Source organism: Streptomyces spinoverrucosus (genome assembly GCF_015712165.1).
Taxonomy (GTDB): domain Bacteria; phylum Actinomycetota; class Actinomycetes; order Streptomycetales; family Streptomycetaceae; genus Streptomyces; species Streptomyces spinoverrucosus_A.
Map to the genome: position 1 here is coordinate 4,182,778 of NZ_JADPZX010000001.1, position 25,416 is coordinate 4,208,193.

Annotated in this window: 23 protein-coding genes; 10 read left to right on the forward strand and 13 right to left on the reverse strand. The window is 72.7% G+C overall.

Translation table 11 applies throughout. From position 1 onward, the window contains the following. Positions 1 to 22 precede the first annotated feature (22 nt). Genes I2W78_RS18795 through pdhA form a run of 3 tightly spaced genes read right to left on the reverse strand, consistent with a single transcriptional unit; the run spans position 23 to position 3,785 of the window. The gene (locus I2W78_RS18795) at positions 23 to 1,648 is read right to left on the reverse strand and encodes a dihydrolipoamide acetyltransferase family protein (protein WP_196461451.1); all 1,626 of its coding nucleotides are present in this window, start codon (positions 1,646 to 1,648) and stop codon (positions 23 to 25) included. Continuing rightward, positions 1,648 to 2,652 (reverse strand): alpha-ketoacid dehydrogenase subunit beta, encoded by a 1,005-nt coding sequence (locus I2W78_RS18800; protein ID WP_196461452.1) that lies wholly within the window; start codon positions 2,650 to 2,652, stop codon positions 1,648 to 1,650. Before I2W78_RS18800 ends, I2W78_RS18795 begins: the two co-directional genes overlap by 1 nt. Further along, complete coding sequence (gene pdhA, locus I2W78_RS18805; RefSeq protein WP_196461453.1) at positions 2,652 to 3,785, reverse strand: pyruvate dehydrogenase (acetyl-transferring) E1 component subunit alpha; 1,134 nt, start codon at positions 3,783 to 3,785, stop codon at positions 2,652 to 2,654. The genes I2W78_RS18800 and pdhA overlap by 1 nt, the downstream gene beginning before the upstream one ends. 175 nt (positions 3,786 to 3,960) lie before the next feature. Between pdhA and I2W78_RS18810 the strand changes: the two genes are divergently transcribed. After that, positions 3,961 to 4,461, forward strand: a complete 501-nt coding sequence (locus tag I2W78_RS18810; RefSeq protein WP_374222680.1) for an Lrp/AsnC family transcriptional regulator — start codon at positions 3,961 to 3,963, stop codon at positions 4,459 to 4,461. Positions 4,462 to 4,501: 40 nt separating this feature from the next. On the opposite strand, the gene I2W78_RS18815 is transcribed toward I2W78_RS18810, so the two are convergent. Continuing rightward, a complete protein-coding gene (locus tag I2W78_RS18815) occupies positions 4,502 to 5,092 on the reverse strand; it encodes a TetR/AcrR family transcriptional regulator (RefSeq protein ID WP_196461454.1) in 591 nt (196 codons plus the stop codon). After that, positions 5,089 to 6,606, reverse strand: coding sequence for a 3-hydroxyacyl-CoA dehydrogenase (locus I2W78_RS18820; protein WP_196461455.1), 1,518 nt, complete (start codon positions 6,604 to 6,606; stop codon positions 5,089 to 5,091). The genes I2W78_RS18815 and I2W78_RS18820 overlap by 4 nt, the downstream gene beginning before the upstream one ends. A 160-nt stretch (positions 6,607 to 6,766) precedes the next feature. Here I2W78_RS18820 and paaN point away from each other — a divergent pair, with 160 nt between their 5' ends. After that, positions 6,767 to 8,458, forward strand: coding sequence for a phenylacetic acid degradation protein PaaN (gene paaN, locus I2W78_RS18825; protein ID WP_196461456.1), 1,692 nt, complete (start codon positions 6,767 to 6,769; stop codon positions 8,456 to 8,458). A gap of 4 nt (positions 8,459 to 8,462) precedes the next feature. Here paaN and I2W78_RS18830 read toward each other — a convergent pair whose 3' ends face one another. From I2W78_RS18830 to I2W78_RS18840, 3 genes are read right to left on the reverse strand one after another with little or no spacing between them, the layout of a single operon-like run. Further along, positions 8,463 to 9,248: a TrmH family RNA methyltransferase gene (locus I2W78_RS18830; protein ID WP_196461457.1), complete on the reverse strand. Its 786-nt coding sequence runs from the start codon at positions 9,246 to 9,248 to the stop codon at positions 8,463 to 8,465. Continuing rightward, positions 9,245 to 10,471: an HTTM domain-containing protein gene (locus I2W78_RS18835; RefSeq protein WP_196461458.1), complete on the reverse strand. Its 1,227-nt coding sequence runs from the start codon at positions 10,469 to 10,471 to the stop codon at positions 9,245 to 9,247. Before I2W78_RS18835 ends, I2W78_RS18830 begins: the two co-directional genes overlap by 4 nt. Next, positions 10,468 to 11,223 carry a DUF5819 family protein gene (locus tag I2W78_RS18840; RefSeq protein ID WP_230885503.1) on the reverse strand — a complete coding sequence of 252 codons (756 nt, stop codon included), beginning with the start codon at positions 11,221 to 11,223 and terminating at the stop codon, positions 10,468 to 10,470. Before I2W78_RS18840 ends, I2W78_RS18835 begins: the two co-directional genes overlap by 4 nt. Positions 11,224 to 11,462: 239 nt before the next feature. Here I2W78_RS18840 and paaA point away from each other — a divergent pair, with 239 nt between their 5' ends. The 6 genes from paaA (at position 11,463) to I2W78_RS18870 (ending at position 16,280) form a co-directional block, all read left to right on the forward strand. Beyond that, complete coding sequence (gene paaA / locus I2W78_RS18845) at positions 11,463 to 12,470, forward strand: 1,2-phenylacetyl-CoA epoxidase subunit PaaA (RefSeq protein WP_196461460.1); 1,008 nt, start codon at positions 11,463 to 11,465, stop codon at positions 12,468 to 12,470. After that, on the forward strand, positions 12,467 to 12,754 hold the full coding sequence (gene paaB / locus I2W78_RS18850) for a 1,2-phenylacetyl-CoA epoxidase subunit PaaB (protein ID WP_073944895.1): 288 nt from the start codon (positions 12,467 to 12,469) through the stop codon (positions 12,752 to 12,754). The genes paaA and paaB overlap by 4 nt, the downstream gene beginning before the upstream one ends. Next, positions 12,751 to 13,470, forward strand: a complete 720-nt coding sequence (gene paaC / locus I2W78_RS18855; protein WP_196461461.1) for a 1,2-phenylacetyl-CoA epoxidase subunit PaaC — start codon at positions 12,751 to 12,753, stop codon at positions 13,468 to 13,470. Before paaB ends, paaC begins: the two co-directional genes overlap by 4 nt. Then, positions 13,464 to 13,991 carry a 1,2-phenylacetyl-CoA epoxidase subunit PaaD gene (gene paaD, locus I2W78_RS18860; RefSeq protein ID WP_196461462.1) on the forward strand — a complete coding sequence of 176 codons (528 nt, stop codon included), beginning with the start codon at positions 13,464 to 13,466 and terminating at the stop codon, positions 13,989 to 13,991. The genes paaC and paaD overlap by 7 nt, the downstream gene beginning before the upstream one ends. Further along, positions 13,991 to 15,049 carry a 2Fe-2S iron-sulfur cluster-binding protein gene (locus I2W78_RS18865; protein ID WP_196461463.1) on the forward strand — a complete coding sequence of 353 codons (1,059 nt, stop codon included), beginning with the start codon at positions 13,991 to 13,993 and terminating at the stop codon, positions 15,047 to 15,049. Before paaD ends, I2W78_RS18865 begins: the two co-directional genes overlap by 1 nt. A gap of 94 nt (positions 15,050 to 15,143) precedes the next feature. Next, the gene (locus I2W78_RS18870) at positions 15,144 to 16,280 is read left to right on the forward strand and encodes an acyl-CoA dehydrogenase family protein (protein WP_196461464.1); all 1,137 of its coding nucleotides are present in this window, start codon (positions 15,144 to 15,146) and stop codon (positions 16,278 to 16,280) included. 97 nt (positions 16,281 to 16,377) lie between these two features. On the opposite strand, the gene I2W78_RS18875 is transcribed toward I2W78_RS18870, so the two are convergent. From I2W78_RS18875 to I2W78_RS18895, 5 genes are all read right to left on the reverse strand, one after another. After that, entirely contained in the window at positions 16,378 to 16,722 is a 345-nt protein-coding gene (locus tag I2W78_RS18875; protein WP_196461465.1) for a rhodanese-like domain-containing protein, read from the reverse strand. A gap of 35 nt (positions 16,723 to 16,757) precedes the next feature. Next, the gene (locus I2W78_RS18880) at positions 16,758 to 17,606 is read right to left on the reverse strand and encodes a hypothetical protein (RefSeq protein ID WP_196461466.1); all 849 of its coding nucleotides are present in this window, start codon (positions 17,604 to 17,606) and stop codon (positions 16,758 to 16,760) included. A gap of 487 nt (positions 17,607 to 18,093) precedes the next feature. Further along, complete coding sequence (locus tag I2W78_RS18885) at positions 18,094 to 19,521, reverse strand: DUF2252 domain-containing protein (protein WP_374222724.1); 1,428 nt, start codon at positions 19,519 to 19,521, stop codon at positions 18,094 to 18,096. A 268-nt stretch (positions 19,522 to 19,789) separates the two neighbouring features. Next, a complete protein-coding gene (locus I2W78_RS18890) occupies positions 19,790 to 20,449 on the reverse strand; it encodes a response regulator transcription factor (RefSeq protein WP_196461468.1) in 660 nt (219 codons plus the stop codon). Beyond that, positions 20,422 to 21,684: a sensor histidine kinase gene (locus I2W78_RS18895; RefSeq protein ID WP_196464624.1), complete on the reverse strand. Its 1,263-nt coding sequence runs from the start codon at positions 21,682 to 21,684 to the stop codon at positions 20,422 to 20,424. The genes I2W78_RS18890 and I2W78_RS18895 overlap by 28 nt, the downstream gene beginning before the upstream one ends. 197 nt (positions 21,685 to 21,881) lie before the next feature. On the opposite strand from I2W78_RS18895, the gene I2W78_RS18900 reads away from it, so the two are divergent. Together I2W78_RS18900 and I2W78_RS18905 are read left to right on the forward strand one after the other, a co-directional pair. Continuing rightward, entirely contained in the window at positions 21,882 to 22,619 is a 738-nt protein-coding gene (locus I2W78_RS18900) for an ABC transporter ATP-binding protein (RefSeq protein WP_196461469.1), read from the forward strand. Next, entirely contained in the window at positions 22,613 to 25,045 is a 2,433-nt protein-coding gene (locus I2W78_RS18905; RefSeq protein WP_196461470.1) for an FtsX-like permease family protein, read from the forward strand. Before I2W78_RS18900 ends, I2W78_RS18905 begins: the two co-directional genes overlap by 7 nt. The last annotated feature ends 371 nt before the right edge of the window (positions 25,046 to 25,416 follow it).

Consider the following 25,416-nt stretch of genomic DNA (forward strand, 5'->3'; position numbering starts at 1 on the left):
GGAACGTGGGCGGGCCGCCCGATCACAGCGTGCGCAGCAGCACCGCCGGCTGTTCCACACAGTCCGCGACATAACGCAGGAAGCCGCCCGCCGTGCCGCCGTCGCAGACCCGGTGGTCGAAGGTGAGCGAGAGCTGCACGACCTGCCGCACCGCCAGCTCGCCCTCGAAGACCCAGGGCTTGGGGACGATGCGGCCGACGCCGAGCATGGCCGCCTCGGGGTGGTTGATGATCGGCGTGGAGCCGTCGACGCCGAACACGCCGTAGTTGTTCAGCGTGAAGGTGCCGCCGGTCAGCTCCGCCGGGGTGAGCTTCCCGGCCCGGGCCGCCTCCGTGAGCCGGGCGAACTCGGCGGTCAGCCCCTCGGCATCCCGCGCGTGCGCGTCCCGGACGACCGGCACGACCAGTCCCCGCTCGGTCTGGGCGGCGAAGCCCAGGTGCACATGGTCCAGCTGGACGACCTCCCTGGCCGCCATGTCGACGGTGGAGTTCAGCTCGGGGAAGCGGGCGAGCGCGGCGGTGCAGATCCGGGCCAGCAGGGCGAGCAGGGCGATCTTGGGGCCGCCGGCCGCGTTCATCGCGGTGCGGGCCCGCATCAGCTCCGTCGCGTCGGCGTCCACCCAGCAGGTCGCGTCCGGGATCTCCCGCCTGCTGCGGGACAGCTTCTCGGCGACGGCTCCCCGGACGCCCTTCAGGGGAACGCGGGTGCCGGCGGTGAGGCCCGTCGAGGTGACCGGGGCGGGCGTCGGTGCGTGCGGCTCGGCCTGGGCCGGTGCGGCGGCCACACGTGCGCGCGGCTCGGCCTGCGCCGGTGCGGCGGCTCCCCGCGTGCGCGGCTCGGTCTGCGGCTGGGCGGAACGGCCCTGCGCGGCGGCGGCCCGCAGCGCGTACTCCACGTCCGCACGCAGGATCAGCCCGTCCGGCCCCGAGCCCGTCAGCTCCCGCAGATCCAGCCCGTTCTCCCGGGCGAGCCGCCGTACGAGGGGCGAGATCACCGGCACGGGGCCTTCGCCGCGGGTGCCGTCGCCGTTGGCGTGGCCGTCGACGGGTTCCGTCGGGGACACCGGGGCAGGAGCGGCCTGTGCCTGCGCTGCGACCGATGCCCTCGCAGGAGACATGGGCGCCTGGGGCCGCACCCGCCGGCGCCGCGCCGGGGCCGCACCCGTGCCGTAGCCCACGAGGACGTTGCCGGATCCTGTGTCGGAGCCGCCGCCGGTCCGCGCAGGATCCGAGCCGTTGGCCGAAGCAGCGCTGGAGCCCTCGACGGCAGCGGCGCCGGCAGCCGAGCCCGCACCCGTGCCCTGAGCCGCCCCGGAGCCCGACCCCAAACCCGTGCCCTGAGCCGCCCCGGCACCTGTGCCCGAACCCGCGTCCGTGCCCTCACCCGCGTCCTCGGAGGCCACCGCGCCCACCGCCACCGTCAGCAGCGGGGCCCCGACCGGGAGTTCCGTGCCCTCCTCGCCGAAGCGGGCCGTGACCACGCCGCCGTAGGGGCAGGGGACCTCGACCATCGCCTTGGCCGTCTCGACCTCGACGACCGGCTGGTCGACGGCGACGACGTCGCCGACCTGCACCAGCCAGCGCACGATCTCCGCCTCGGTGAGCCCTTCTCCGAGGTCGGGGAGCTTGAACTCCAGCACCTGTGCCATCAGCTCTCGGCCTCCCATTGCAGTCGCGCCACGGCGTCCAGGATGCGGTCGACGCCAGGGAGATGGTGCCTCTCCAGCATCGGCGGCGGGTAGGGGATGTCGAACCCGGCCACGCGCAGCACCGGCGCCTCCAGGTGGTGGAAGCAGCGCTCCGTGACCCGGGCCGCGATCTCCCCGCCCGGTCCGGCGAACCCGCCCGACTCATGGACGACGACCGCTCGCCCGGTCCGTCGTACCGAGGCACAGACCGTCTCGTCGTCGAACGGCACCAGGGAGCGCAGGTCGACCACTTCGAGGTCCCACCCTTCGGCCCGGGCCGCCTCGGCGGCTTCGAGGCAGACGGGTACCGACGGCCCGTACGTGATGAGCGTGGCGCTCCGACCGGAGCGCCGCACCACCGCGCGGCCAATGGGTTCAACGGTCTCGGGGGCCTCCGGGTTCCAGGCGTCCTTCGACCAGTACAGCCGCTTGGGCTCCAGGACGACGACCGGGTCGTCGGAGGCGATGGCGGCGCGCAGCAGGCCGTAGGCGTCGGCGACGGTCGCGGGCGTGACGACATGGAGCCCCGGAGTCGCCATGTAGTACGCCTCGGAGGAGTCGCTGTGGTGTTCGACGCCGCCGATGCCGCCGCCGTAGGGGACGCGGATGGTGATCGGCAGGGGCATCTTGCCGCGCGTGCGGTTGCGCATGCGCGCCACATGGCTGACGAGCTGCTCGAACGACGGGTAGGCGAACGCGTCGAACTGCATCTCGACGACCGGCCTGAGCCCGTACATCGCCATGCCGACGGCCGTGCCGAGGATGCCGGCCTCGGCGAGCGGGGTGTCCGTGCAGCGGTCCTCGCCGAACTCCTTGGCGAGCCCGTCGGTGACACGGAAGACGCCGCCCAGGGTGCCGACGTCCTCGCCCATCACGTGCACGGACGGGTCGGCGGCCATGGCGTCGCGCATCGCGCGGGTGAGGGCCTGGGCCATGGTGGCGGGCTTCACGGCGACCGTCGTCATCACAGGGCCCCTTCCTGCCCGGCCTCCAGCTCGGCCCGCAACAGGGCCTGCTGCTCGCGCAGTTGCGGGGTCGGCTCGGCGTAGACGTGGGCGAACAGGTCCATGGGGTCGAGTTCGGGGTCCTGGTTCAGGCGGGCGCGCAGGTCGGCGGCGAGTGCCTCGGCGTCCTCGCGCGCGGCCCGGGCACCGGCCTCGTCGAGCCAGCCCCGCTCGGTCAACTCCCGCTCCAGCAGTGCGATCGGGTCGTGGTCCCGCCAGGCGTCGACCTCGGAGTCCGCGCGGTAGCGCTTGTCGTCGTCCGCGTTCGTGTGCGCCTCCACGCGGTACGTCACCGCCTCCACGAGCGTCGGACCGCCCCCCGCGCGCGCGTGCCGTACGGCGTGGGCGAGGACCTCGTGCACGGCGGCGGCGTCGTTGCCGTCGACCAGGCGGCCCGGCATGCCGTACCCGACGGCCTTGTGGGCCAGGGAGGGCGCGGCGGTCTGCTTGGCGAGCGGGACGGAGATCGCGAAGCCGTTGTTCTGGACCAGGAAGACGACCGGGGCCTGCCATACGGCGGCGAAGTTCAGCGCCTCGTGGAAGTCGCCCTCACTGGTGCCGCCGTCACCGACGATCGCCAGCGCGACCACGTCGTCGCCCTTGAGGCGGGCGGCGTGCGCGAGGCCGACTGCGTGCGGGAGCTGGGTGGCGAGCGGGGTGCACAGGGGGGCGACGCGGTGGGCGTACGGGTCGTAGCCGGTGTGCCAGTCGCCGCGCAGCAGGGTGAGCGCCTCGACGGGGTCCACGCCCCGGACGACGGCGGCGAGGGTGTCGCGGTAGCTGGGGAAGAGCCAGTCGCGGTCCTTCAGGACCAGCGCGGCGGCGACCTCGCAGGCCTCCTGGCCGGTGCTGGACGGGTAGACGGCGAGGCGGCCCTGCTTGGTGAGAGCGGTGGCCTGCGCGTTGTACCGGCGGCCGCGTACCAGCTGGGCGTACAGCCGGCGCAGGAGTTCGGGGTCGGCCTTGGCAGCCGCCTCGGTGCCGAGCACGCGGTACGGAGCCGCGTCGGGCAGCAGCGGCGTGGGGTCGGTGCGGGGCTGCCAGGCGGGCGGCGGCGACGGTTTGTACGCGCCACGCTGCTCCATGACCGTCATGACGGCACCTCCTCGTGGGAGCGGCTTCGGGGAGGCGCGGCCTCTGTGATGCGCCTCACCTACCGATTGTTCGGTCGACGGCACATTTTGGCTACAGGCGACCCACGGCTGTGGACAAACGGTTCTCCACAGCCTGAGATGGACGCATTACGTCCATGGTAGAGAGGTGGGGGACATGGCATCTGAACAAATGGCCGAAGGGCCGGAGGCCGGCGCCACCCTGCCGCCGCCGCGTCCCCTCGACGCGATCGACCAGGACATCCTGCGGATGCTCCAGGCCGACGGCCGCGCGTCGATACGGTCCGTCGCCGAACGGGTCCATGTCTCGCGCGCCAACGCCTACGCGCGCATCAACCGGCTCGTCGAGGACGGCGTCATCCGCGGTTTCGGAGCCCGCGTCGACCACGAGCGCGCGGGTCAGGGGACGTCGGCGTACATCACCCTGAAGATCGTCCAGAACTCCTGGCGCACGGTGCGCGAGCAGCTCAGACAGCTGCCCGGCGCCTCGCACATCGCCCTCGTCGGGGGCGATTTCGACGTGCTGCTGCTGGTGCACACCTCCGACAACCGGGCGCTGCGCGAGGTGGTGCTCACCCGGCTCCAGGCGATCCCGGAGGTGCTCAGCACGCGCACGTTGCTGGTGTTCGAGGAGGAGGACCTGGAACCGCAGGGCTAGAGCGTGGCGTTCGGATCGTGCCGGGGTCGCTGGTCCTGGGTCAGCGGTCCTGCCGGAGCCCGCCGAACACCAACTGCGCCACCGCGTCGACCACTTCGCGCTCCCCCATGCCGCGCCCGTCGGGCCGGTACCACTCGACGATCGAGTTGATCATGCCGAAGACCAGCCGGGTGGCCAGCCGCACCTCCACGTCGCCGCGCACATCCCCGTCCGCGGCGGCGGCCTTCAGCAACTCGGCGACCCGGTGGTCGAAGTCGCGGCGCCGCTCCAGCGCCCACCGCTCGGTGTCCGTGTTGCCACGCACCCGCAGCAGCAACGTCACGTACGGGAGTTCGGCTATGAGGACCTCGACCATGCGCCGCACGACGTACTCCAGCCGCTCGACGGCACGCCCCACGCGCGCGGGCTCCTCGTCGAGGATCCCGAAGAGTTCGTCCAGCGCCCGGCTCACGGCCCGGCGCAGCAGCTCCTCCTTGCCCGTGACGTGGTGGTAGATCGACGACTTGGAGATGCCGGCGGCCTTGGACAGGTGCTCCATGGAGGTGCCGTCGTAGCCGCGCTCGTTGAAGACCTGTACGGCGACCGACAGCAGCGTCTCCGGGGTGTACGTGTCGCGCTTGGCAGTGGTCATGACGTGCTGCCCTCCCGCTTGTCGGAGGCGTACGCGTGGCGGTAGAGCGCGAGGGACGGCGCGTAGCGCCCGGAGGGGTCGCGCAGGTGCAGGTCGTCGAGGAGGGCGTACGCCCAGTTGCGGCCCAGGCGGCGGCTCCATTCGAAGGGGCCGAGCGGGTAGTTGACGCCCAGCCGCATCGCGGTGTCGATGTCCTCCTCGGTGGCGACGCCCTTGGCTACGGCGTCGTACGCGAGGTCGAGGATCCGCGCGACGGTGCGGGCGACGATCATGCCGGGCACGTCGCCGATGACGCTGACCTTCTTGCCGAGTGCCTGGAACAGGCCGGTGGCCTCGCTGAGGGTCTGCGGGGAGGTGTCCTGGGATGCGGACAGGGCGATGCGGGTGGCCCGCCGGTAGTCGAGGGCGAGGTCGAAGTAGACGACGTCCCGGAACTCCACCGAGGTCTGGCCGTCGGCGAGCGCCAGCTGGCCGCCGCTGGGCAGCACCAGCCGTGTGCCGTGGTCCTCGTCCTCCTCGCGGACCTGGATGCCCGCCTCGCGGATCAGCGCCAGCAGCTCGGACGCGGGGCCCAGGTCGCCCTCGGCGACGACGTAGGCGGGCGGCTGGACGGTTTCCGCGGTGTGCGGCTCGGCGCGCTCGGCGTCGTCCCGGTAGTCGTACCAGCCCTGGCCGGACTTGCGGCCGAGCCGGCCGGACTCCACCAGGCGGCGCTGGGCGAGCGACGGCGTGAAGCGCACATCCTGGAAGAAGGACTGCCACACGGAGTGCGTCACGGACTCGTTGACGTCCTGCCCGATGAGGTCGGTCAGCTCGAAGGCGCCCATCCGGAAGCCGCCGCACTCGCGCAGCACGGCGTCGATGGTGGCGGGGTCGGCGCCGTGCGCCTCGTAGACGGCGAAGGCCTCGGCGTAGAAGGGCCGGGCGATGCGGTTGACGATGAAGCCGGGGGTGTCGGCGCAGGCCACCGGCGTCTTGCCCCAGGCGCGGGCCGTCTCGTACGCGCGCGTGGCCGAGGTGACGTCGGTGGCGAACCCGGAGACCACCTCGACCAGCGGCAGCAGCGGGGCGGGGTTGAAGAAGTGCAGGCCGACGAAGCGGCCCGGGGCGCGCAGGGCGCCGCCGATGGCCGTCACCGACAGCGAGGAGGTGTTGGTGGCGAGCAGACAGTCCTCGGCGACCACGTCCTCCAGCTCGCGCATCAGCTCCTGCTTGACGTCCAGCCGCTCCAGGACGGCCTCGACGACGAGGGCGCAGTCGGCGAGCTCGGCGAGGCTCTCGGCGGGCAGCAGACGGGCGCGCGCGGCGTCCCGGTCGGCGCCGGTGAGCCGCTCCTTCTCGACGAGCCGGTCGAGCCGGGCACCGATCGCGGCGGCGGCTTCGTGGGCGCGCCCGGGGACGGCGTCGTACAGCCGTACGGGGTGGCCCGCGACCAGCGCCACCTGGGCGATGCCCTGGCCCATGGTGCCGGTGCCGACGACGGCCACGGGGCTGCTGAGGTCGAGTGCTGTCATGGACGCGATCCTCCCGCACGGGGTTTTCCACAGATGCGGCGGACCCCCTTGAGCCGACCGATCGTTCGGTTACTCTAACTCTGACTGCGTGTTCCTGCCCATGTTTCTGCCCAGGTCATGAGCTCGACGAGGAGCTCACAAGACGAGGAGTTGGTCCCGCATGGCCGCCGAACTCACCGCCCACGAGCTGATCACCCAGCACCGGCCCACCCTCGACCAGGCGCTGGAAGCGATCCGCACACGCGCGTACTGGTCCCCCCACCCCGAGCACCCGAAGGCCTACGGGGAGAACGGCAGCCTGGACGCCGCCGCGGGCAAGGCCGCCTTCGACGCCCTGCTCGGCAACCGCCTCGACCTCGGCCAGCCCGGCACGGACGACTGGGTGGAGGGTGAAGTCTCCCCGTACGGCATCGAGTTGGGCGTCAGCTACCCGCACGCGGACATCGACGTGCTGCTGCCCGCCATGCGGGCCGGACAGCGCGCCTGGCGTGACGCGGGTCCGGAGGCCCGGGCCATGGTCTGCCTGGAGATCCTCAAGCGGATCAGCGACCGGACGCACGAGTTCGCGCACGCCGTCATGCACACCTCCGGCCAGGCCTTCATGATGGCGTTCCAGGCGGGCGGCCCGCACGCGCAGGACCGCGGCCTGGAGGCGGTGGCGTACGCGTACGTGGAGCAGGTCCGCACCCCCGACACCGCGGAGTGGACCAAGCCGCAGGGCAAGCGCGACCCGCTCGCGCTGACCAAGCGGTTCACCGCGGTCCCGCGCGGCATCGGCCTGGTGATCGGCTGCAACACCTTCCCGACGTGGAACGGCTACCCGGGCCTGTTCGCCTCCCTCGCCACCGGCAACGCTGTCCTGGTCAAGCCCCACCCGCGCGCGGTGCTGCCGCTCGCGCTCACCGTGCAGGTGGCGCGCCAGGTGCTCACGGAGGCCGGCTTCGACGCGAACCTGGTCGCGCTGGCCGCCGAGCGCCCCGGTGAGGGCATCGCCAAGACCCTCGCCGTCCGCCCCGAGATCCGGATCATCGACTACACCGGCTCGACGGCGTTCGGCGACTGGCTGGAGGCCAACGCCCGCCAGGCGCAGGTCCACACGGAGAAGGCCGGCGTCAACACGGTGATCGTGGAGTCGACCGGCGACTACAAGGGGATGCTGTCCAACCTGGCGTTCTCGCTGTCGCTGTACAGCGGCCAGATGTGCACCACCCCGCAGAACCTGCTCATCCCCCGCGACGGCATCCGCACCGACCAGGGCCCCAGGTCCTTCGACGAGGTGGTCGCCGACCTCGCCCAGGCGGTCGACGGACTGCTCGGCGACGACACGCGCGCGAACGCGCTGCTCGGCGCCATCGTCAACCCGGACGTCAAGGCACGCCTGGAGGCCGCGGCCGGCCTGGGCGAAGTCGCCCTCGCCTCACGGGAGATCAGCAACCCCGACTTCCCGGGTGCGGTGGTCCGCACGCCCGTGGTCGTCAAGCTGGACGGCGCCAAGCCCGACGACGAGGCCGCCTACATGAGCGAGTGCTTCGGCCCGGTCTCCTTCGCCGTCGCCGTCGACTCGGCCACCGACGCGGTGGAGTTGCTGCGCCGGACCGTCCGCGAGAAGGGCGCGATGACGGTCGGCGCGTACACGACCGACGAGGAGGTCGAGCGGGAGATCGAGGAGGCCTGCCTGGAGGAGGCCGCGCAGCTCTCGCTGAACCTGACCGGTGGGGTGTACGTCAACCAGACCGCCGCCTTCTCCGACTTCCACGGCTCGGGCGGCAACCCGGCGGCCAACTCGGCGCTGACCGACGGGGCGTTCGTCGCGAACCGCTTCCGGGTGGTGGAGGTACGCCGGGAGGCCTGAGCAGTCAGGCCGCCGCGCCCCCGGTGGCGCTCCAGTGGTACAGCGTCATGGCCACGCTGGTCGCGAGGTTGTAGCTGGAGACCTGGGGGCGCATCGGCAACGCCACCAGATGGTCGGCACGCGCGCGTACGGCCGCGGACAGGCCGCTGCGCTCCGAGCCGAACGCGAGCAGCGCGTCGTCCGGCAGCTTCAGGCCGCGGATGTCCTCGCCCTCCGGGTCGAGGGCGAACAGCGGCCCGGGCGGCAGTTCCTCGACGTCCAGCCGCTCCACGGCGGTCGCGAAGTGCAGCCCGGCGCCGCCCCGGACGACCGTGGGATGCCAGGGGTCGAGCGTGCCGGTCGTGACCACGCCGGTCGCCCCGAAGCCGGCCGCCAGCCGGATCACGGCCCCGGCGTTGCCGAGGTTGCGCGGCTCGTCGAGGACCACGACGGGCGCGCTGCGGGGCGTGCGGGCCAGCGCCCGCAGATTGGCCTCACGGGACGGCCGTACCGCCAAGGCGGCCACGGCCGTCGGATGCGGGCGCGGCACCAGGGAGGCGTACGTCGACTCCGGGACCTCGGTGAGCAGCGCGGCCAGCGTCTGCCGTACGTCCGGCGCGAGCTCGTCGGCGAGGGCAAGCGCGGCCTCGCGGTCGGCGGCAACCGCGAGGGGCACCTCGGCTCCGAAGCGCAGGGCGTGCTTGAGGGCGTGGAAGCCGTCGAGCAGCACGGACGTGCCGGCGAGGCGGCGCCAGGCGCTCACCTGCTGCTGTGGGGAGCCGCCGGAGTCCCTGGCCGCGGGGTCGTTCATGCCGTGAAGCCTACGTGGGTCTGTTCGGCGTCCCCCGGGCGCTCGGCGGCGTCCGGCCTCCGCTGCGCCGGGACCTTGGGACGACCGCGCCGGAACAGCCGCCCACGCGCGCGTGCGGCCCAGTCACCCAGGCGGCGCAGGAACGACGTCGGCAGGAAGACCGCGTCCGCCGCGATCATCGCCAGCGAGAAGAACGGCAGCCCGAGCACCACGGCGATCACGGCGTGCTCGATGATCATCGCGGCCAGCAGGACGTTCTTGACCCGCCGGTGGAACAGCGTGAACGGAAAGGCGACCTGGACGATCACGGTCCCGTACGTGATGAGCATGACCAAGGTGCCGCTGGCGGACAGCAGGTCGGCGAGGGCGGGCCAGGGCGAGAAGTACTCCAGGTGCAGGGGGTAGTAGACGGCGGTGCCGTCCTGCCAGCGGGAGCCCTGGATCTTGTACCAGCCGGCCGTGGCGTAGATCAGACAGGCCTCGGCCATGATCACGAGCAGCGCGCCGTTGTGCAGGATGTTGGCGATCACGTCGAGCAGGATCCGGGGCTGACCGGTGCGCGTGAGGCGCCCCGCGAGCCACCACAGGGCCTGCGCCACCCACACGCCCCACAGCAGCGCCGGCACCAGCCAGTCGCCGTCCAGCCGGCCCGCCATGGTCACGCCGAACAGCACCAGCCCGAACACGCCCCACAGCGCGGGGCCGGTCCGGTCGGTGACCCGCTTCCCGCGCGCGCGTGCCTCGCGTGCGCGCCGGGCCCGTCGCGCGTCCAGGGACCACACCTGGCCGCATCGTGTGAACACCAGGTACACGCACATCAGGTGCAGCACGTTGTCGCCGCCGTCGCCCATGAAGACGCTGCGGTTCTGCAGCGAGAGCACGCCGACCATGAAGAGCACGGACATGGTGCGGGTGCGCCAGCCCAGCATCAGCAGCAGGCTGGTCAGCACGCCGAGCGCGTAGACGGTCTCGAACCAGAGCTGCCCGTCGGACCACATCAGGGCGGTGAAGGCGCCGTTCGCGCCGATCAGCTGCTCGGCGAGGTCCCAGCTCCACGGGCCGTCGGGGCCGTACAGCTCCTGCCGGTGCGGGATCTCGCGCAGCAGGAACAGCAGCCAGGTCGCGGTGAACCCGATGCGGATCACGGCGGTCTGGTACGGGCCGAGGGCGGACTCCGTGACCCGGGCGATACCCCGGGAGACGGCCAGGGCGAAGCGGCTCACCGGACGCCTCCCCCGGCCTTGTCGTGCGGCACCGACCACCAGGGCAGCACCCGGTACACCGGCTTGAGCGATATCCGCTCCTCGCTCCACTCGGGCGGACGGACGCTGGTGGTCCGCGAGCGGATCTGGACCTGCTCGACGACACCGCCCGGCCCGGCCGCGTCCGCGCGGTCCAGGCGCAGCACCACGATCCGGCGCAGATACGTCTCGCTCAGCGCGCCGCGCAGGCCCGAGGGGCGGTTGTTGCCGTCGTGGGTGGCGGTGTAGAAGTCCCAGGCGCGGCGCAGCTCGTTCTGCTGGGTGTGGCTCGGCAGCAGATTGCCGTCGATGGCCCTGCCGTCCTGCGCGGACAGGTCGTACCAGCCGGTGGTGCGGATGCTGCCGTCACCCGTTCGGATCTCTGCGCGGACCTGGACCGCGATGTTCTGCTGCAGCGGGTTCGGCGCGAACAGTTTCCAGTTCTGTTCGAACTCCGGGTAGATCCATTCGTCGATCGCCTTGCCGTGCTGCTTGGTGACCGTGTTCGACGGCGCGACGTGCAGAAAGACCATCCCCAGATGTACACAGACGGCGACCGCGACGACGGCGAGGGCCAGCGCGACGCCGATCTGATAGCGCGGGGAGAGGGCGGCGACACCGGTGCGGGGTCCCGGCAGGGGCTCGCTCACGCCGTCAGGGGCGCCCTGCGCGCCCCCCGCGGGCGGCGCGCTCGCACCCCTGTCGTACGTGTCCTTCGCGCCCTGCGCGTCCATTCCGCCCCGATTCCGATCCCGTTCCGGTCCTTCTGCGCCGCCCGGCAGCCCCCTCGCACGCGAACGGTACTCAGGCCGACCCACCGGGCACAGCCCCTTCGATCAGCTCGTCCACAGCCGCGCCGACGGGTTATCCACAGCGGTTGACACCTTACGGCGCCCGTCCGACCATGGAATCGCACGAACCGAACGATCGGTCGGGAGCATGCTCCGGGCAGACCCAGGGTCGAGGGGGCCTCATGGCGACAGCAGCCGCGCAGAAGACGGACCACACAGCGTCGTACGACGGGGACGGCACCGCCGCCGCCACCGCCGGGTACGAGCGCGCCTTCGACGCCGCCGTGGCCGCCGACGAGCGCATCGAGCCACGCGACTGGATGCCCGACGCCTACCGGGCGACGCTGGTCCGCCAGATCGCCCAGCACGCGCACTCCGAGATCATCGGCATGCAGCCGGAGGCCAACTGGATCACCCGCGCGCCCTCCCTGCGCCGCAAGGCCATCCTGATGGCCAAGGTCCAGGACGAGGCCGGCCACGGGCTGTACCTGTACAGCGCGGCGGAGACGCTCGGCACGGGCCGCGACGAGCTGCTCGACAAGCTGCACAGCGGCCGCCAGAAGTACTCCTCGATCTTCAACTACCCCACGCTGACCTGGGCGGACGTCGGCGCGATCGGCTGGCTCGTGGACGGCGCCGCGATCACCAACCAGGTGCCGCTGTGCCGCTGCTCCTACGGCCCGTACGCGCGTGCGATGGTCCGCATCTGCAAGGAGGAGTCCTTCCACCAGCGCCAGGGGTACGAGCTGCTGCTGGCCCTCAGCCGCGGCACGCCCGAGCAGCACGCGATGGCGCAGGACGCGGTGGACCGCTGGTGGTGGCCGTCCCTGATGATGTTCGGCCCGCCCGACGACGCATCGCAGCACTCGGCGCAGTCGATGGCCTGGAAGATCAAGCGGCACTCGAACGACGAGCTGCGCCAGCGCTTCGTCGACATCTGCGTCCCCCAGGCCGAGTCCCTCGGCCTCACCCTCCCCGACCCGAACTTGCGGTGGAACGAGGAGCGGGGGCACCACGACTTCGGGGCGATCGACTGGACGGAGTTCTGGGAGGTTCTCAAGGGCAACGGTCCGTGCAACGAGCAGCGCATCACACAGCGCAGGCGGGCGCACGAAGAGGGCGCCTGGGTACGGGAGGCGGCCGCGGCGTACGCGGCCAAGCACAGCGAGACAGGAGCTACGCGCGCATGACCAACACCGACTGGCCGCTGTGGGAGGTCTTCGTGCGCTCGCGCCGGGGCCTGTCCCACACCCACGCCGGCAGCCTGCACGCCCCGGACGCGGAGCTGGCCCTGCGCAACGCGCGCGATCTGTACACCCGGCGCGGCGAAGGCGTCTCCATCTGGGTCGTGCCCTCGTCCGCCATCACGGCGTCCTCCCCCGACGAGAAGGACCCGTTCTTCGAACCGGCCGCGGACAAGCCCTACCGCCACCCGACGTTCTACGAGATCCCGGAGGGGGTGAAGCACCTGTGACGACCACGGTTCCCACGACGGCCGCCCTCGCCCTGGGCGACGACGCCCTGGTGCTCTCCCACCGCCTGGGCGAATGGGCCGGCCACGCCCCCGTGCTGGAGGAGGAGGTCGCCCTCGCCAACATCGCGCTGGACCTGCTCGGCCAGGCCCGCGTGCTGCTGTCGCTGGTCGGCGACGAGGACGAGCTGGCGTATCTGCGCGAAGAGCGCGCCTTCCGCAACCTCCAACTGGTGGAGCAGCCGAACGGCGACTTCGCCCACACCATCGCCCGCCAGCTGTACTTCTCGACCTACCAGCACCTGCTCTACGCCGAACTGGCCACCGGCGACGGCCCCTTCGCCCCGCTCGCCGCGAAGGCCGTCAAGGAGGTCGCCTACCACCGCGACCACGCCGAGCAGTGGGCCCTGCGGCTCGGCGACGGCACCGACGAGAGCCATGAGCGGATGCGGCGGGCGTGCGAGGCGCTGTGGCGGTTCACCGGCGAGATGTTCGAGCCGGTGGAGGGCCTGGACGTGGACGGGGAGCGGCTGCGGTCGGCCTGGCTGGAGTCGGTCGGCGAGGTCCTGAGCCGGGCCACGCTCCCGCTCCCCGAGGGGCCGCCGTCCGGGGCGTGGAGCGCGGGCGCGGGCCGGCAGGGCCTGCACACCGAGTCGTTCGGGCGGATGCTCGCCGAGATGCAGCATCTGCACCGCAGCCACCCGGGGGCGTCATGGTGACCACGACCGCCCTGGAAGAGGAACTCATCGCGATCGCCGGCTCGGTGCCCGACCCCGAGCTGCCGGTCCTCACCCTGCGGGAACTGGGCGTCCTGCGCGCGGTACGCCTGCGCGGCGAGGACGCGGTCGACGTCGAGCTGACCCCGACGTACACCGGCTGCCCCGCGATAGAGGCCATGTCCCTGGACATAGAGCGGGCGCTGCACGAGCACGGCATACGGGAGGTCACCGTCCGCACGGTGCTTTCGCCGGCCTGGTCGACGGACGACATCACGCCCGAAGGGCGCCGCAAACTGCGGGAGTTCGGTATCGCACCACCCCGGGTGGGCACGCGTTCCGGACCGGTGTCACTGGAGCTGGGCCCGACGCGCGCGCTCACACAGGAACCGGACCCCGTCCGCTGCCCGCACTGCGGTTCCGCCGACACCGAGCTGCTGAGCCGTTTCTCCTCCACGGCCTGCAAGGCACTCCGGCGCTGCCTGGCGTGCCGTGAACCGTTCGACCACTTCAAGGAGTTGTGATGGCCCGCTTCCACACGCTCCCGGTGATCGCGGTCGACCGGCTCACCGACGACTCCGTCGCCGTCACGCTCGCGGTGCCCGAGGAGCTGCGCGCGGAGTACCGGTACGCGCCCGGCCAGCACATCGCCCTGCGGCGCACCGTCGACGGCGTCGACATCCGGCGGACGTACTCGATCTGCGCCCCGGCGCCCCGGGACGGCGAGGGACCGTGCACCCTGCGGGTGGGGGTGCGGCTGGTGGAGGGCGGCGCCTTCTCGACGTACGCGCTCAAGGAGATCAACGTCGGTGACGAGCTGGAGGTGATGACACCGGCCGGCCGCTTCACCCTCGACCCCGCTCCCGGGCTGTACGCGGCGATCGTCGGCGGCAGCGGGATCACGCCGGTGCTGTCGATCGCGACGACGCTGCTGGCACGCGAGCCCGAGGCCCGGTTCTGCCTGATCCGCAGCGACCGTACGTCCGCCTCGACGATGTTCCTGGAGGAGGTCGCCGATCTGAAGGACCGCTTCCCCGAGCGGTTTCAGCTGGTGACCGTGCTCTCCCGGGAGGAACAACAGGCGGGACTGCCGTCCGGGCGGCTGGACCGGGAGCGGCTGACGGGCCTGCTGCCGGCGCTGCTGCCGGTGGCCGACGTGGCGGGCTGGTACCTGTGCGGGCCGTACGGGCTGGTGCAGGAGGCCGAGCGGGCGCTGCGCGGACTTGAGGTGCCGCGCGGCCGGATCCACGAGGAGATCTTCCATGTGGACGCGGCGCCGGCCGCCGCGCCGTCGACGGCCCCCACGCACAGCACGGTGACCGCGCGGCTCGACGGCCGAGGCGGGACCTGGCCGGTGCAGGACGGTGAGTCGCTGCTGGAGACGGTGCTGCGCAACCGTTCCGACGCGCCCTACGCCTGCAAGGGCGGGGTGTGCGGCACATGCCGGGCCTTCCTGGTCTCCGGGGAGGTGCGCATGGACCGCAACTTCGCGCTGGAACGGGAGGAGACGGAGGCCGGGTATGTGCTGGCGTGCCAGTCGCATCCGGTGACGGAGAGGGTGGAGCTGGACTTCGACCGCTAGCCGGTGAGGCGTCCCCTCGCACCATTCCCTTCTCCTAGAACCTGTTCTATCTTGACGCTCCGTCAGATGGCGGATCCGTCGGGAGGACAGGACCGTGGACTTCACCTTCACCGAGGAGCAGCAGGCGGCGGCCGAGGCGGCGCGGGGTGTGTTCGCCGATGTCGCGCCGGACACAGTGCCGAGCCCCACGCTGACCAGGGGCGCCGTGGCCGACGACTTCGACCGGGCGCTGTGGGGCAGGCTCGCCGACGCGGATCTGCTCGGGCTGTTGCTCGCCCCGGAGCACGGCGGGGCGGGCCTAGATGCCATCGCGCTGTGCCTGGTGCTGCGGGAGGCGGGGAAGGTGCTGGCGCGGGTGCCGCTACTGGAGAGCTGCGCGGCGCTGGCGGCCGTACAGGCGTACGGCGGTGCGGAGTTGAAGTCCGCGGTGCTCGCGCGGGGTGGGCGGGGCGAGGTCGTGCTGACCGTCGCCGGGCAGGGGCGTACCGGCGGTCACGACCCCGCCGAACGGGCGGTGACCGCGCGACGGGACGGGGACGGCTGGGTCCTGGACGGAGTGCAGACGGCGGTGCCGTGGGCGTACGACGCCGACTTCACCGTCGTACCGGCGCACACCGGCGCCGATCGGAGCGTCCTCGCCCTCGTCCCACGGGGGCATCAAGGGGCCGAAGTGGCCGAGCAGTTCGCGACGACCGGGGAGCGGCTCGGGGAGCTGCGGCTGGAGTCGGTGCGGGTGCCGGAGCGCTACGTCATCGAGGGCGAGGGGGCCTGGGAGTGGCTGCGGGAGCTGCTGGCCACCGGGACGTGTGCGCTGGCGCTGGGGCTCGGGGAGCGGGTGCTGCGGATGACCAGCGAGTACACGGGGAAGCGTGAGCAGTTCGGGTATCCGGTCGCGACGTTCCAGGCCGTGGCCGTGCAGGCCGCCGACCGCTATATCGACCTGCGGGCGATGGAGGCCACCCTGTGGCAGGCGGCCTGGCGGATCGGCTCGGGGGCGCCGGGGGCGTTGCCGGCCGCCGGGGATGTGGCCGTCGCCAAGATCTGGGCGTCGGAGGGGGTACGGCGGGTGGTGCAGACGGCGCAGCATCTGCACGGGGGGTTCGGTGCGGACGTCGACTATCCGCTGCACCGGTACCACGCCTGGGCGAAGCACCTGGAACTGTCACTCGGACCGGCGGCGGCACATGAGGAGGCGCTGGGGGATCTGCTGGCGGCGCATGCGCCGGGGTGAGGGCCACCGTAGGTCATACGTGGCCCCACAGGTCATACGTGGCCCCACAGGTCATACATGGCCCCACAGGTCATACGTGGCCCCACTCGGCACCGGCTCAGACCACGGCCCCCGGCTCTCCTGCGTCCGTGATGACCGGACGCCCGTTTGCCTCCCATGCCTCCATGCCGCCGGCGACGTTCACGGCGTCGATGCCCTGCTGGTTCAGGTACATCGCGACCTGGGCCGAGCGGCCACCGGAGCGGCAGATGACGTGGACGCGGCCGTCCTGTGGGGCGGCCTCGGTCAGCTCGCCGTACCGGGCCACGAACTCGCTCATGGGGATGTGCAGCGCCCCGGCGGCGTGACCCGCCTGCCACTCCTCGTCCTCGCGGACGTCCAGCAGGAAGTCGTCGTCCTTGAGGTCCGTGACCCCGACGGTGGGAACAGCTCCGAAATTCATGGTCCCGACGCTACCCGAACCACACGCGCTGCCGGTCAGCCCTGACCGATCAGCTCCGCCAGCTCCGCCTCGCGCCCCGCGACCTCCGCGAGCAGTTGCTCGGCGATCTCGTCGAGGAGGCGGTCGGGGTCGTCCGGCGCCAGCTTGAGCATGGAGCCGATGGCGCTCTCCTCCAGCTCCCGGGCGACGACCGTGAGCAGTTCCTTGCGCTGGGCGAGCCACTCCAGGCGGGCGTACAGCTCCTCGCCGCGGCTCGGGCGGCGCTCCTCCGGCACCGGTCCGGCCGCCCACTCCTCGGACAGCTCGCGCAGCAGCGCCTCGTCGCCACGGGCGTAGGCGCTGTTCACGCGGGTGAGGAACTCCTCACGCCGCTTGCGCTCCCCGTCCTCCTGGGCGAGGTCGGGGTGGGCCTTGCGGGCCAGGTCGCGATAGAGGCGGCGGGCCTCCTCGCTGGGGCGCACCCGCTGCGGGGGCCGGACCGGCTGGTCCGTGAGCATCGCGGCGGCCTCGGGGAACAGGCCGTCGCCGTCCATCCAGCCGTGGAACAGCTCCTCCACGGAGGGCATGGGCAGCACCCGGGCCCGCAGCTCCTGCGCCTTGCGAAGGTCCTCGGGGTCACCGGTCCGGGCCGCCTTCGCCTCGGCTATCTGCGCGTCCAGTTCCTCGAGGCGGGCGTACATCGGGCCGAGCTTCTGGTGGTGCAGCCGGGAGAAGTTCTCGATCTCGACGCGGAAGGTCTCCACCGCGATCTCGTACTCGATCAGCGCCTGCTCGGCCGCCCGCACGGCCCGCTCCAGCCGCTCCTCGGGCCGGGGCGCGCCGTCCTGGGGCGCAGCCCGCGTCTCACCGGCGGCACCGCCCTGCTCAGCATCCGGGGTCGTCACCCGACCAGCGTAGGCCACGCCCCACACGCCCCCGGGCCACCACCACCGACCAGCGCCTCACACCGGCCTCACCGACCCCGGACCACCACCCCTGACCGACGACCTCATTCCCCGCCCCAGCGGCCGACCAGCGCCTCACACCGGCCTCAGCGACCCCGGGCCACCACCCCTGACCGACGGCCTCATTCCCCGCCCCAGCGGGCCGACCAGCACCTCACACCCCCACCTCAACAGACCCGGCCATCACCACCGACCGACGTCTCACACCCGCCCCAGCGGCCGACCAGCACCTCACACCCCCACCTCAACAGACCCGGCCATCACCACCGACCGACGTCTCACACCCGCCCCAGCGGGCCACCGACGCTCCACACCCCACCCTCAGCGGCCCCCGGCCACCAGCGCCACCACCCGCCGATCGGCGCTCAGACCCGCCCAAGCGGGCCGGCGGCCGCTTCACACCCCACCTCAGCAGGCCGACGACGCCTCACACCCCCACCTCCGCCCGAACCCGCCCCGACCGCACCGCCGCCACGAGCGCCGCATGATCCGCCTCGGTCACGTCGGCGTAGGTGACGGCGAACGCCGCCATCGCCTCGTCCAGCTCCTCGTTCTTGCCGCAGTACCCGGAGATCAGGCGAGGGTCGGCGCTGTGGGAGTGGGCGCGGGCGAGGAGTGCGCCGGTCATGCGGGCGTAGTCGTCGAGCTGGTCCGTGGAGAGCGCCGCCGGGTCCACGCTGCCCTTGCGGTTGCGGAACTGGCGGACCTGGAACGGGCGGCCGTCGACGGTCGTCCAGCCGAGCAGGATGTCGCTGACGACCTGCATCCGCTTCTGGCCGAGGACGACCCGGCGGCCCTCGTGGTCGACGGGCGGCGCCTCGAAACCGGCGGTCAGCAAGTGCGGCGTCAGCGCCGAGCCGCGGGCCTCCTTCACCTGGAGGATCAGCGCCTCACCTCGGTGGTCCAGGAGCAGGACGACGTACGAACGCAGGCCCACGCTGCCCGTGCCCACGATCCGGAACGCCACGTCGTGCACCGCGTGCCGGGACAGCAGCGGCAGACGGTCCTCCGACAGCGTCGTCAGGTAGGCCTCCAGCGCCGCCGCCACGGCCGCCGCCTCCCCGTCCGGGACCCGGCGCAGCACCGGGGGCGCGTCCACGAACCGGCGTCCGCCTTCCTCGGTCAATTCGGTCGACCGCGCCGCGAACCGCCCGCTGGTGTTGGCCCGCGCCTTCTCCGAGACCCGCTCCAGCGTGCCGAGCAGGTCATGGGCGTCGGTGTGGGACACCAGCTCCTCGTCCGCGATCGCGTTCCACGCGTCCAGCACCGGGAGCCTGGCCAGCAGCCGCATGGTGCGGCGGTAGGCGCCGGCGGCGTCATGGGCGGCCGCCCGGCAGGTGTCCTCGTCGGCCCCCGCCTCCCGGCCCGCGAGCACCAGCGAGGCGGCGAGCCGCTTCAGGTCCCACTCCCAGGGGCCGTACACCGTCTCGTCGAAGTCGTTCAGGTCGATGACCAGGCCGCCGCGCGCGTCGCCGTACAGACCGAAGTTCGCCGCGTGCGCGTCGCCGCAGATCTGGGCGCGGATGCGGGTCATGGGGGTGCGGGCGAGGTCGTACGCCATCAGGCCCGCCGATCCGCGCAGGAAGGCGAACGGCGTGGCCGCCATCCTGCCCACGCGTATCGGCGTGAGCTCCGGGATACGGCCCCGGTTCGACTCCTCGACCGCGGCCACCGCGTCGGGCCGGGCGCCGTCGAGGTCGAGGGTGGCGTGGGCGTGCCGCGGGACCCGCTCGCGCAGGGTCTTCCCCTCCGTCTTGGGCGAGCGCGCGCCCTGGCCGGTCCACTCGGCGAAGCCCCGCACTCGTGGAATCCGCACCGTCCCGGAACCCGCGCCCTGCACACCGACCTCGGTCACCACGACCGCCTCCCCCGTGTCTCACACGAACATCAACGCGAGCCGACGGTACAACCCGGCCGCCACATCCCGTCAGACCCTGTGGACAACTCCTCACCTGTGGAAAACGCACGCACCCGGTGACACCCGGCCCGTGGTCCGACCGGGCGCCATGCCCACAAAGACGTCACGCTCACAAAGACGTCACCCCCACAAAGACGTCACCCCCACAAAGACGTCACCCCCACAAAGACGTCACCCCCACAAAGACGTCATGCCCGCAAAGGCGTCATGCCCGCAAATACGCCAACACCGCCAACACCCGCCGATGCGTCTCCTCCGCCGGCGGCAGATCGAGCTTGGTCAGGATGCTCCCGATGTGCTTGCCCACCGCCGCCTCGGACACCACCAGCTCCCGCGCGATCGCCCCGTTCGACTTCCCCTCCGCGACCAGCGCGAGCACCTCCCGTTCGCGCGGGGTCAGCCGCTCCAGCGGATCCCGGCGCCGGCGCAGCAGCTGCCGTACCACCTCGGGGTCCACGACCGTGCCGCCCGCCGCCACCTCACCGAGGGTGTCCATGAACTCCTCGACCTGCCCGACCCGGTCCTTCAGCAGGTACCCGACCCCCCTCCCGTCGCCGGAGTCCAGCAGCTCGGCGGCGTACGCCCGCTGCACGTACTGACTCAGCACGAGCACCGGCAGCCCGGGCCGCAGCTCCCGCAGCCGTACCGCCGCGCGCAGGCCCTCGTCCTGGAACCCGGGCGGCATCCGGACGTCCGTCACCACCACGTCGGGCCCGTGCTCCTCGACCGCCGCGACGAGCCCCCGCGCGTCCCCGACGGCGGCGGCCACCTCGTGCCCGCACCGGCCGAGCAGCTCGATGAGCCCTTCCCGCAGCAACACGCTGTCCTCGGCGAGAACTACGCGCAGAGATCGGACGGCTCGCAAGGCAACTCCACGCGCAACAGGGTGGGCCCACCCGGCGGACTGGACACGGAGAGTCTGCCATCGAGCACCGACACCCGGTCCGCGAGCCCGGTCAGCCCGGTCCCGGCCGACGCGTCCGCGCCACCGCAGCCGTCGTCACGCACCTCCAGGACGAGCCGTCCCCCAGTGTGCCCGCCGCGCACCTCGGCGCGCGCGGCCCCGCTGTGCTTGGCGATGTTGGCAAGCGCCTCGCACACCACGAAGTACGCGGCCGACTCGACCGCCCGCGGCAGCCGCCCCGGCAGTTCCAGGTCGATGTCGACCGGGACCACCGAGCGGTCGGCGGCGTCGGCGACCGCCGCTTCCAGGCCGAAGTCGGTGAGCACCTTGGGATGGATTCCGTGGATCAGCTCGCGCAGCTCCGCCAGTGCCCGCCCCGCCTCCTCGTGCGCCTGGGCGAGTCGGTCGGCGAGCGGCCCCGGCGGTGCGTCGAGACGGGCCAGTCCGAGCGTCATCGTCAGGGCCACGAGCCGCTGTTGGGCCCCGTCGTGCAGATCGCGCTCGATCCGCCGCCGCTCCGCCTCGAAGGCGTCCACCAACCGCACCCGGGACCGCGTCAGTTCGACGACCCTGGCCCCCAACTCGGCGTCCCGAGGGGCGATCAGCAGCCGGGTGAGCGCGCCCCGGGCACCGGCGGCGACCCCGAGGGCGTAGGCCCCCAGGCAGCACAGGACGACCCCGAGGGCCGCGAACCCGACGGCGGCCGGCCAGGTGGTGACCGCCCACAGCTTGAGCACCTTCACCTCGTCGAAGCCGACGGCCATCAGCAAAGGCGTACCGACCAGCGACAGCGGGCAGAGCAGCGCGAACACGACCACCAGGGCGTCGACGGGCCACAGCAGCCCCGCGAACAGCAGCGCATGGCCCAGCTCCCGCCAGGTCACCGGCTCCCTGAACCGCGTCGACAGCCAGGCCCACAGCCCCCCGCGCGCGGGCGCCCGATGCTGATCGCGAGCAGGGTCCGGGTCCAGGTCGACCAGCCGCAGCCTGCGCCGCTCCACCCGGGCCACCGGAATTCCGGCCAGGACCAGGGCGAGGAGCATCGGCACGCCGACGAGGACGAGGACGAGCACCCCGCCGAGCGCGGCCAGGACCACGAGCGCGACAAGGGTGACGGCGCCGACGACCACACCTGACACCAGGTACCCGGCCGCCCGCCACGGCCACGCCGACAGCAGGAAGCCCGGCCCGGACATGGCCTGCCACACGTTCCGAGGAGGCTGCATGCGGATCACCGTAGAAGCAGCCGAGGCGGCCCGGCCATCCGTCCAGGGAGCGGGTCGGGGGTATGCCTGGCCCTACCCCAAGTCTCCGTTCCACCGCACTGCGCCGACCCACTCCCGGGCGATTTCGTAGGACCACTGGTCCTCAACCGCCATCCACCGAGGGAGACATGGAAACCAACGCGATCGAACTGCGCGCCGTGAGCAGGCGGTACGGAACGGGCGACGGCGGCGTGACGGCGCTCGACCACGTCTCCCTCGCCTTCCCCGCCGGCACCTTCACCGCCGTAATGGGGCCCTCCGGCTCCGGCAAGTCCACCCTGCTCCAGTGCGCGGCGGGCCTGGACCGCCCCACGTCCGGCTCGGTCACCGTGGGCGGGACGGAACTGACCGGGCTGAGCGCGACCAGGCTGACGCTGCTGCGCCGCGAGCGCATCGGCTTCGTCTTCCAGGCGTTCAACCTGCTGCCCTCGCTCACCGCCGAGCAGAACGTCGCCCTGCCGCTGCGCCTGGCGGGCCGGCGCGTCCCCAAGGCGCGGATCCGCGAGGCGCTCCAGCAGGTCGGGCTCGGTGACCGCGCGGGGCACCGGCCCACCGAGCTGTCCGGCGGCCAGCAGCAGCGCGTCGCACTCGCCCGCGCCCTGGTCACCCGCCCCGAGGTGCTCTTCGGTGACGAGCCGACCGGCGCGCTCGACTCGCGCACCAGCCGTGCGGTACTGGCGCTGCTGCGCGGCATGGTCGACCGCGAGGGCCGGACGATCATCATGGTCACCCACGATCCGGTGGCCGCCTCCTACGCGGACCGCGTGGTCTTCCTGGTGGACGGCAGCCTCAACGGCGAGTTGACCGGCGCGAGCGCCGACGACATCGCCACCCGGATGACCGGGCTGGAGGCCGTGCCGTGCTGAGCGTCGCCCTGAGCACCCTGCGCACCCGCTGGGCCACCTTCGCCGGCAGCTTCGTCGCCCTCTCGCTCGGTGTCGCCCTGCTCACCGTGACGGGCCTGGCCCTCGCCTCCTCCCTCGACGCGCCCGAACGCGCCCCGGAACGTTTCGCCGCCGCGCCCGTGGTGGTCCAGGGCCAGGACACCCTCCGGGTGCCCACGCCGGTCGGTGACCGCACCGCGAAACTGGCCCACCCCCGCCCGGTTCCCGCCGAGACCGTGGCCGCGCTCGGGAAGCTGGGCCCGGTCACCGAGGACCGGTCCTTCCCCGTGACGGCGGCGCGCGGGCCCGGCGACCTGCTGGGCCACCCCTGGTCCACCGCCCGTTTCGCGCCGTACGACCTGACCTCGGGCCGCGCTCCCCGGGCCGCCGACGAAGTGGTCGTCAGCGGCACCTGGGCAGCCCCCGGCGACCGCGTACCCACCGGCCACGGCACCGTCCGCGTCGTCGGCACCGTCACCGACCGGGGCTTCGAGAACGCCGTCTTCTTCACCGACACGCGCGCCGCCGAACTGTCCCCGTCGAGCACGCGACTGGTCGTCGAGGCCGACGCGAGAGCCGTACGGAAGGCGGTGTCCGGCAGGCCGGGCGTCGATGTCCTCACCGGAGCCGACCGCCGGTACGCCGACCCCGACCCCGACCGTGACACCGAGGCACTCACCGCGATGAACGCCCTTTTCGGCACGGCCGGCGGCGTCACCGCCTTCGTCTCCGTCTTCGTCGTGGCGTCGACCTTCGCCTTCGCGGTGGCACAGCGCCGCCGGGAGTTCGGCCTGCTGCGCACCGCCGGGGCGACCCCGGGTCAGCTGCGGCGGCTGGTGGTCACGGAGGCTCTGCTGGTCGGCGTACTCGCCTCGGCGACGGGCTGCGTCCTCGGCGCGTACGGCGCCCCGTGGCTTGCCGAGTGGACCGTCGACGGCGGCCTGGCCCCCGCCTGGTTCACCATCGGCGACCACGACTGGCCGTACCACCTGGCCTTCTGGACCGGCCTGACGGTCGCGCTGTGCGGTGCGACGGCCGCGTCCTGGCGGGCCGGCCGCACCGGCCCCACGCAGGCGCTGCGCGAGGCGTCCGTGGACACCAGGGCCATGACGCGGGGCCGTTGGCTGTGCGGCATGGGCCTGCTGCTGACCGCCGGCGTGACCCTGGCCGTGGCCCTGCTCACCGAGCCGGGCGAGCTGCTGCACCGCAAGACCTACGTCAGCCGCCCCATGCTGCTGATCACCGGGGTCGTGCTGCTCGCGCCGCTGCTGGTGCGCCCGCTGACCCGGCTGCTCGCCTGGCTGCCGGCCCAACTGCCCGGCGCGGGCGGCATGCTGGTGCGGGAGAACGCCGCCACGGGCGTCCGGCGTACGGCCGCGATCGCGGCGCCCGTGCTGGTCACGGTCGCTCTCGCGGGCTCGCTGCTGGGCGCCACCGCGACGCTGAACGAGGCGAAGGCCACCGAGGTGCGGGACCGTACAGCGGCCGACTTCGTGGTGACTCCGGCGGGCGGTACGTCCTTCGACGCGGCGACGCTGCACAGGCTGCGCCAGGTGCCGGACGCCGAGGTGTCGGCGTCCTCGTCGAGCGCGGTGTACGTGCTGGAGGAGGGCGTGGCCCTGGTCCGGTCCGACGCCCGCGCCGCCGAGCCCGGCCCGCTCGCCGCCACCGCCCGCCTGCCGCTGGTCGCGGGGCGCACGACCGACCTCGACGACGACTCGATCATCGTCAACGAGGAGTGGGAGCGGCACACCGTGGGACAGCGGGTGGACGTCTGGCTCGGGGACGGTACGCGGAGGTCGCTGCGGATCGCCGCGGTGATGCCGACCGGGACCGGCGACAACGGCGTGTACGTCACCCCGGCCAACGCGCCCGGCGCGCGGGTGGACCGGGTGGACGTGAGGGCGGCCGGTGCCGACCATGCGGCAGTGGCCGCCGGGCTGCGGCAGGCGGCGGGACCGGGCGCCCGGGTCCTCACCAGGGACCAGTGGGTGCGGGCCGCTCGCCCCGACACCGACCGGACCACCCGCCTCGGCTTCCTGCTCGTCCTCGGCATCGCCCTGCTGTACACCGGCGTCTCCGTGGCCAACACCATGGTCATGGCGACCTCCGACCGGATCCGCGACCTGGCCGTACTGCGGCTGGCCGGGGCGACGCACGCGCAGGTGCTGCGGCTGGTCGGCGCGGAGGCGCTGACGGTGGTCGCGGTGGGCGGCGTGCTGGGTGCCCTGGTCGCCGTACTCAACCTGACGGGCATGTGGACGGCCCTCGGCCTGCTGTCGGCGCACCCCACCCCGGACCTGCCCTGGCCGGCCCTCGGCGCGACGGTGGGCGCGTGCGCGGTCCTCGCGGTGGTGTCGTCGGTCACCTCCACGGCACTGGCCCTGCGCACCAACGCCATGACCTGAGACTCTCCGGCCCGGGCACCGGCGGAAGATCACTCGGCCCGGGGCCACGGGCTGTCGCATGGAGCGGAAGCAGTTGCGCAGCTCGGTGACGAAAAGATCCGGCTGCTCGAAGGCCGCGAAATGGCCGCCCTTGGGGATGTCGTCGTTCCAGTAGAACAAGTGGCTGTAAGTCCGCTCGGCCCATACCTTCGGCGCCTGGTGGAGCTCCCCGGGGAACACGCTGACCCCGACGGGCACGTCCACGTTGAGGGTACGGAAGTCGGTGCTGAAGCTCTCGGCGTACAACCTGGCCGAGGATGCGGCCGTGTTCGTGTGCCAGTAAAGGCTGATGTTGTCCAGAATCCGGTCACGGCCGAAGAGCCGGTCGGGGT

Excerpts from the sequence above, each read along its gene's own strand:
- I2W78_RS18895 (WP_196464624.1), bottom strand. The coding sequence starts at position 21,684 with ATGTCCGGGCCGGGCTTCCTGCTGTCGGCGTGGCCGTGGCGGGCGGCC.
- I2W78_RS18875 (WP_196461465.1), bottom strand. The coding sequence starts at position 16,722 with ATGAATTTCGGAGCTGTTCCCACCGTCGGGGTCACGGACCTCAAGGAC.
- I2W78_RS18830 (WP_196461457.1), bottom strand. The coding sequence starts at position 9,248 with ATGAACGACCCCGCGGCCAGGGACTCCGGCGGCTCCCCACAGCAGCAG.
- I2W78_RS18800 (WP_196461452.1), bottom strand. The coding sequence starts at position 2,652 with ATGACGACGGTCGCCGTGAAGCCCGCCACCATGGCCCAGGCCCTCACC.
- I2W78_RS18820 (WP_196461455.1), bottom strand. The coding sequence starts at position 6,606 with ATGACAGCACTCGACCTCAGCAGCCCCGTGGCCGTCGTCGGCACCGGC.
- I2W78_RS18865 (WP_196461463.1), top strand. The coding sequence starts at position 13,991 with ATGGCCCGCTTCCACACGCTCCCGGTGATCGCGGTCGACCGGCTCACC.
- pdhA (WP_196461453.1), bottom strand. The coding sequence starts at position 3,785 with ATGACGGTCATGGAGCAGCGTGGCGCGTACAAACCGTCGCCGCCGCCC.
- paaD (WP_196461462.1), top strand. The coding sequence starts at position 13,464 with ATGGTGACCACGACCGCCCTGGAAGAGGAACTCATCGCGATCGCCGGC.
- I2W78_RS18840 (WP_230885503.1), bottom strand. The coding sequence starts at position 11,223 with ATGGACGCGCAGGGCGCGAAGGACACGTACGACAGGGGTGCGAGCGCG.
- I2W78_RS18815 (WP_196461454.1), bottom strand. The coding sequence starts at position 5,092 with ATGACCACTGCCAAGCGCGACACGTACACCCCGGAGACGCTGCTGTCG.
- paaA (WP_196461460.1), top strand. The coding sequence starts at position 11,463 with ATGGCGACAGCAGCCGCGCAGAAGACGGACCACACAGCGTCGTACGAC.
- paaB (WP_073944895.1), top strand. The coding sequence starts at position 12,467 with ATGACCAACACCGACTGGCCGCTGTGGGAGGTCTTCGTGCGCTCGCGC.
- I2W78_RS18900 (WP_196461469.1), top strand. The coding sequence starts at position 21,882 with ATGGAAACCAACGCGATCGAACTGCGCGCCGTGAGCAGGCGGTACGGA.
- paaN (WP_196461456.1), top strand. The coding sequence starts at position 6,767 with ATGGCCGCCGAACTCACCGCCCACGAGCTGATCACCCAGCACCGGCCC.
- I2W78_RS18810 (WP_374222680.1), top strand. The coding sequence starts at position 3,961 with ATGGCATCTGAACAAATGGCCGAAGGGCCGGAGGCCGGCGCCACCCTG.
- I2W78_RS18795 (WP_196461451.1), bottom strand. The coding sequence starts at position 1,648 with ATGGCACAGGTGCTGGAGTTCAAGCTCCCCGACCTCGGAGAAGGGCTC.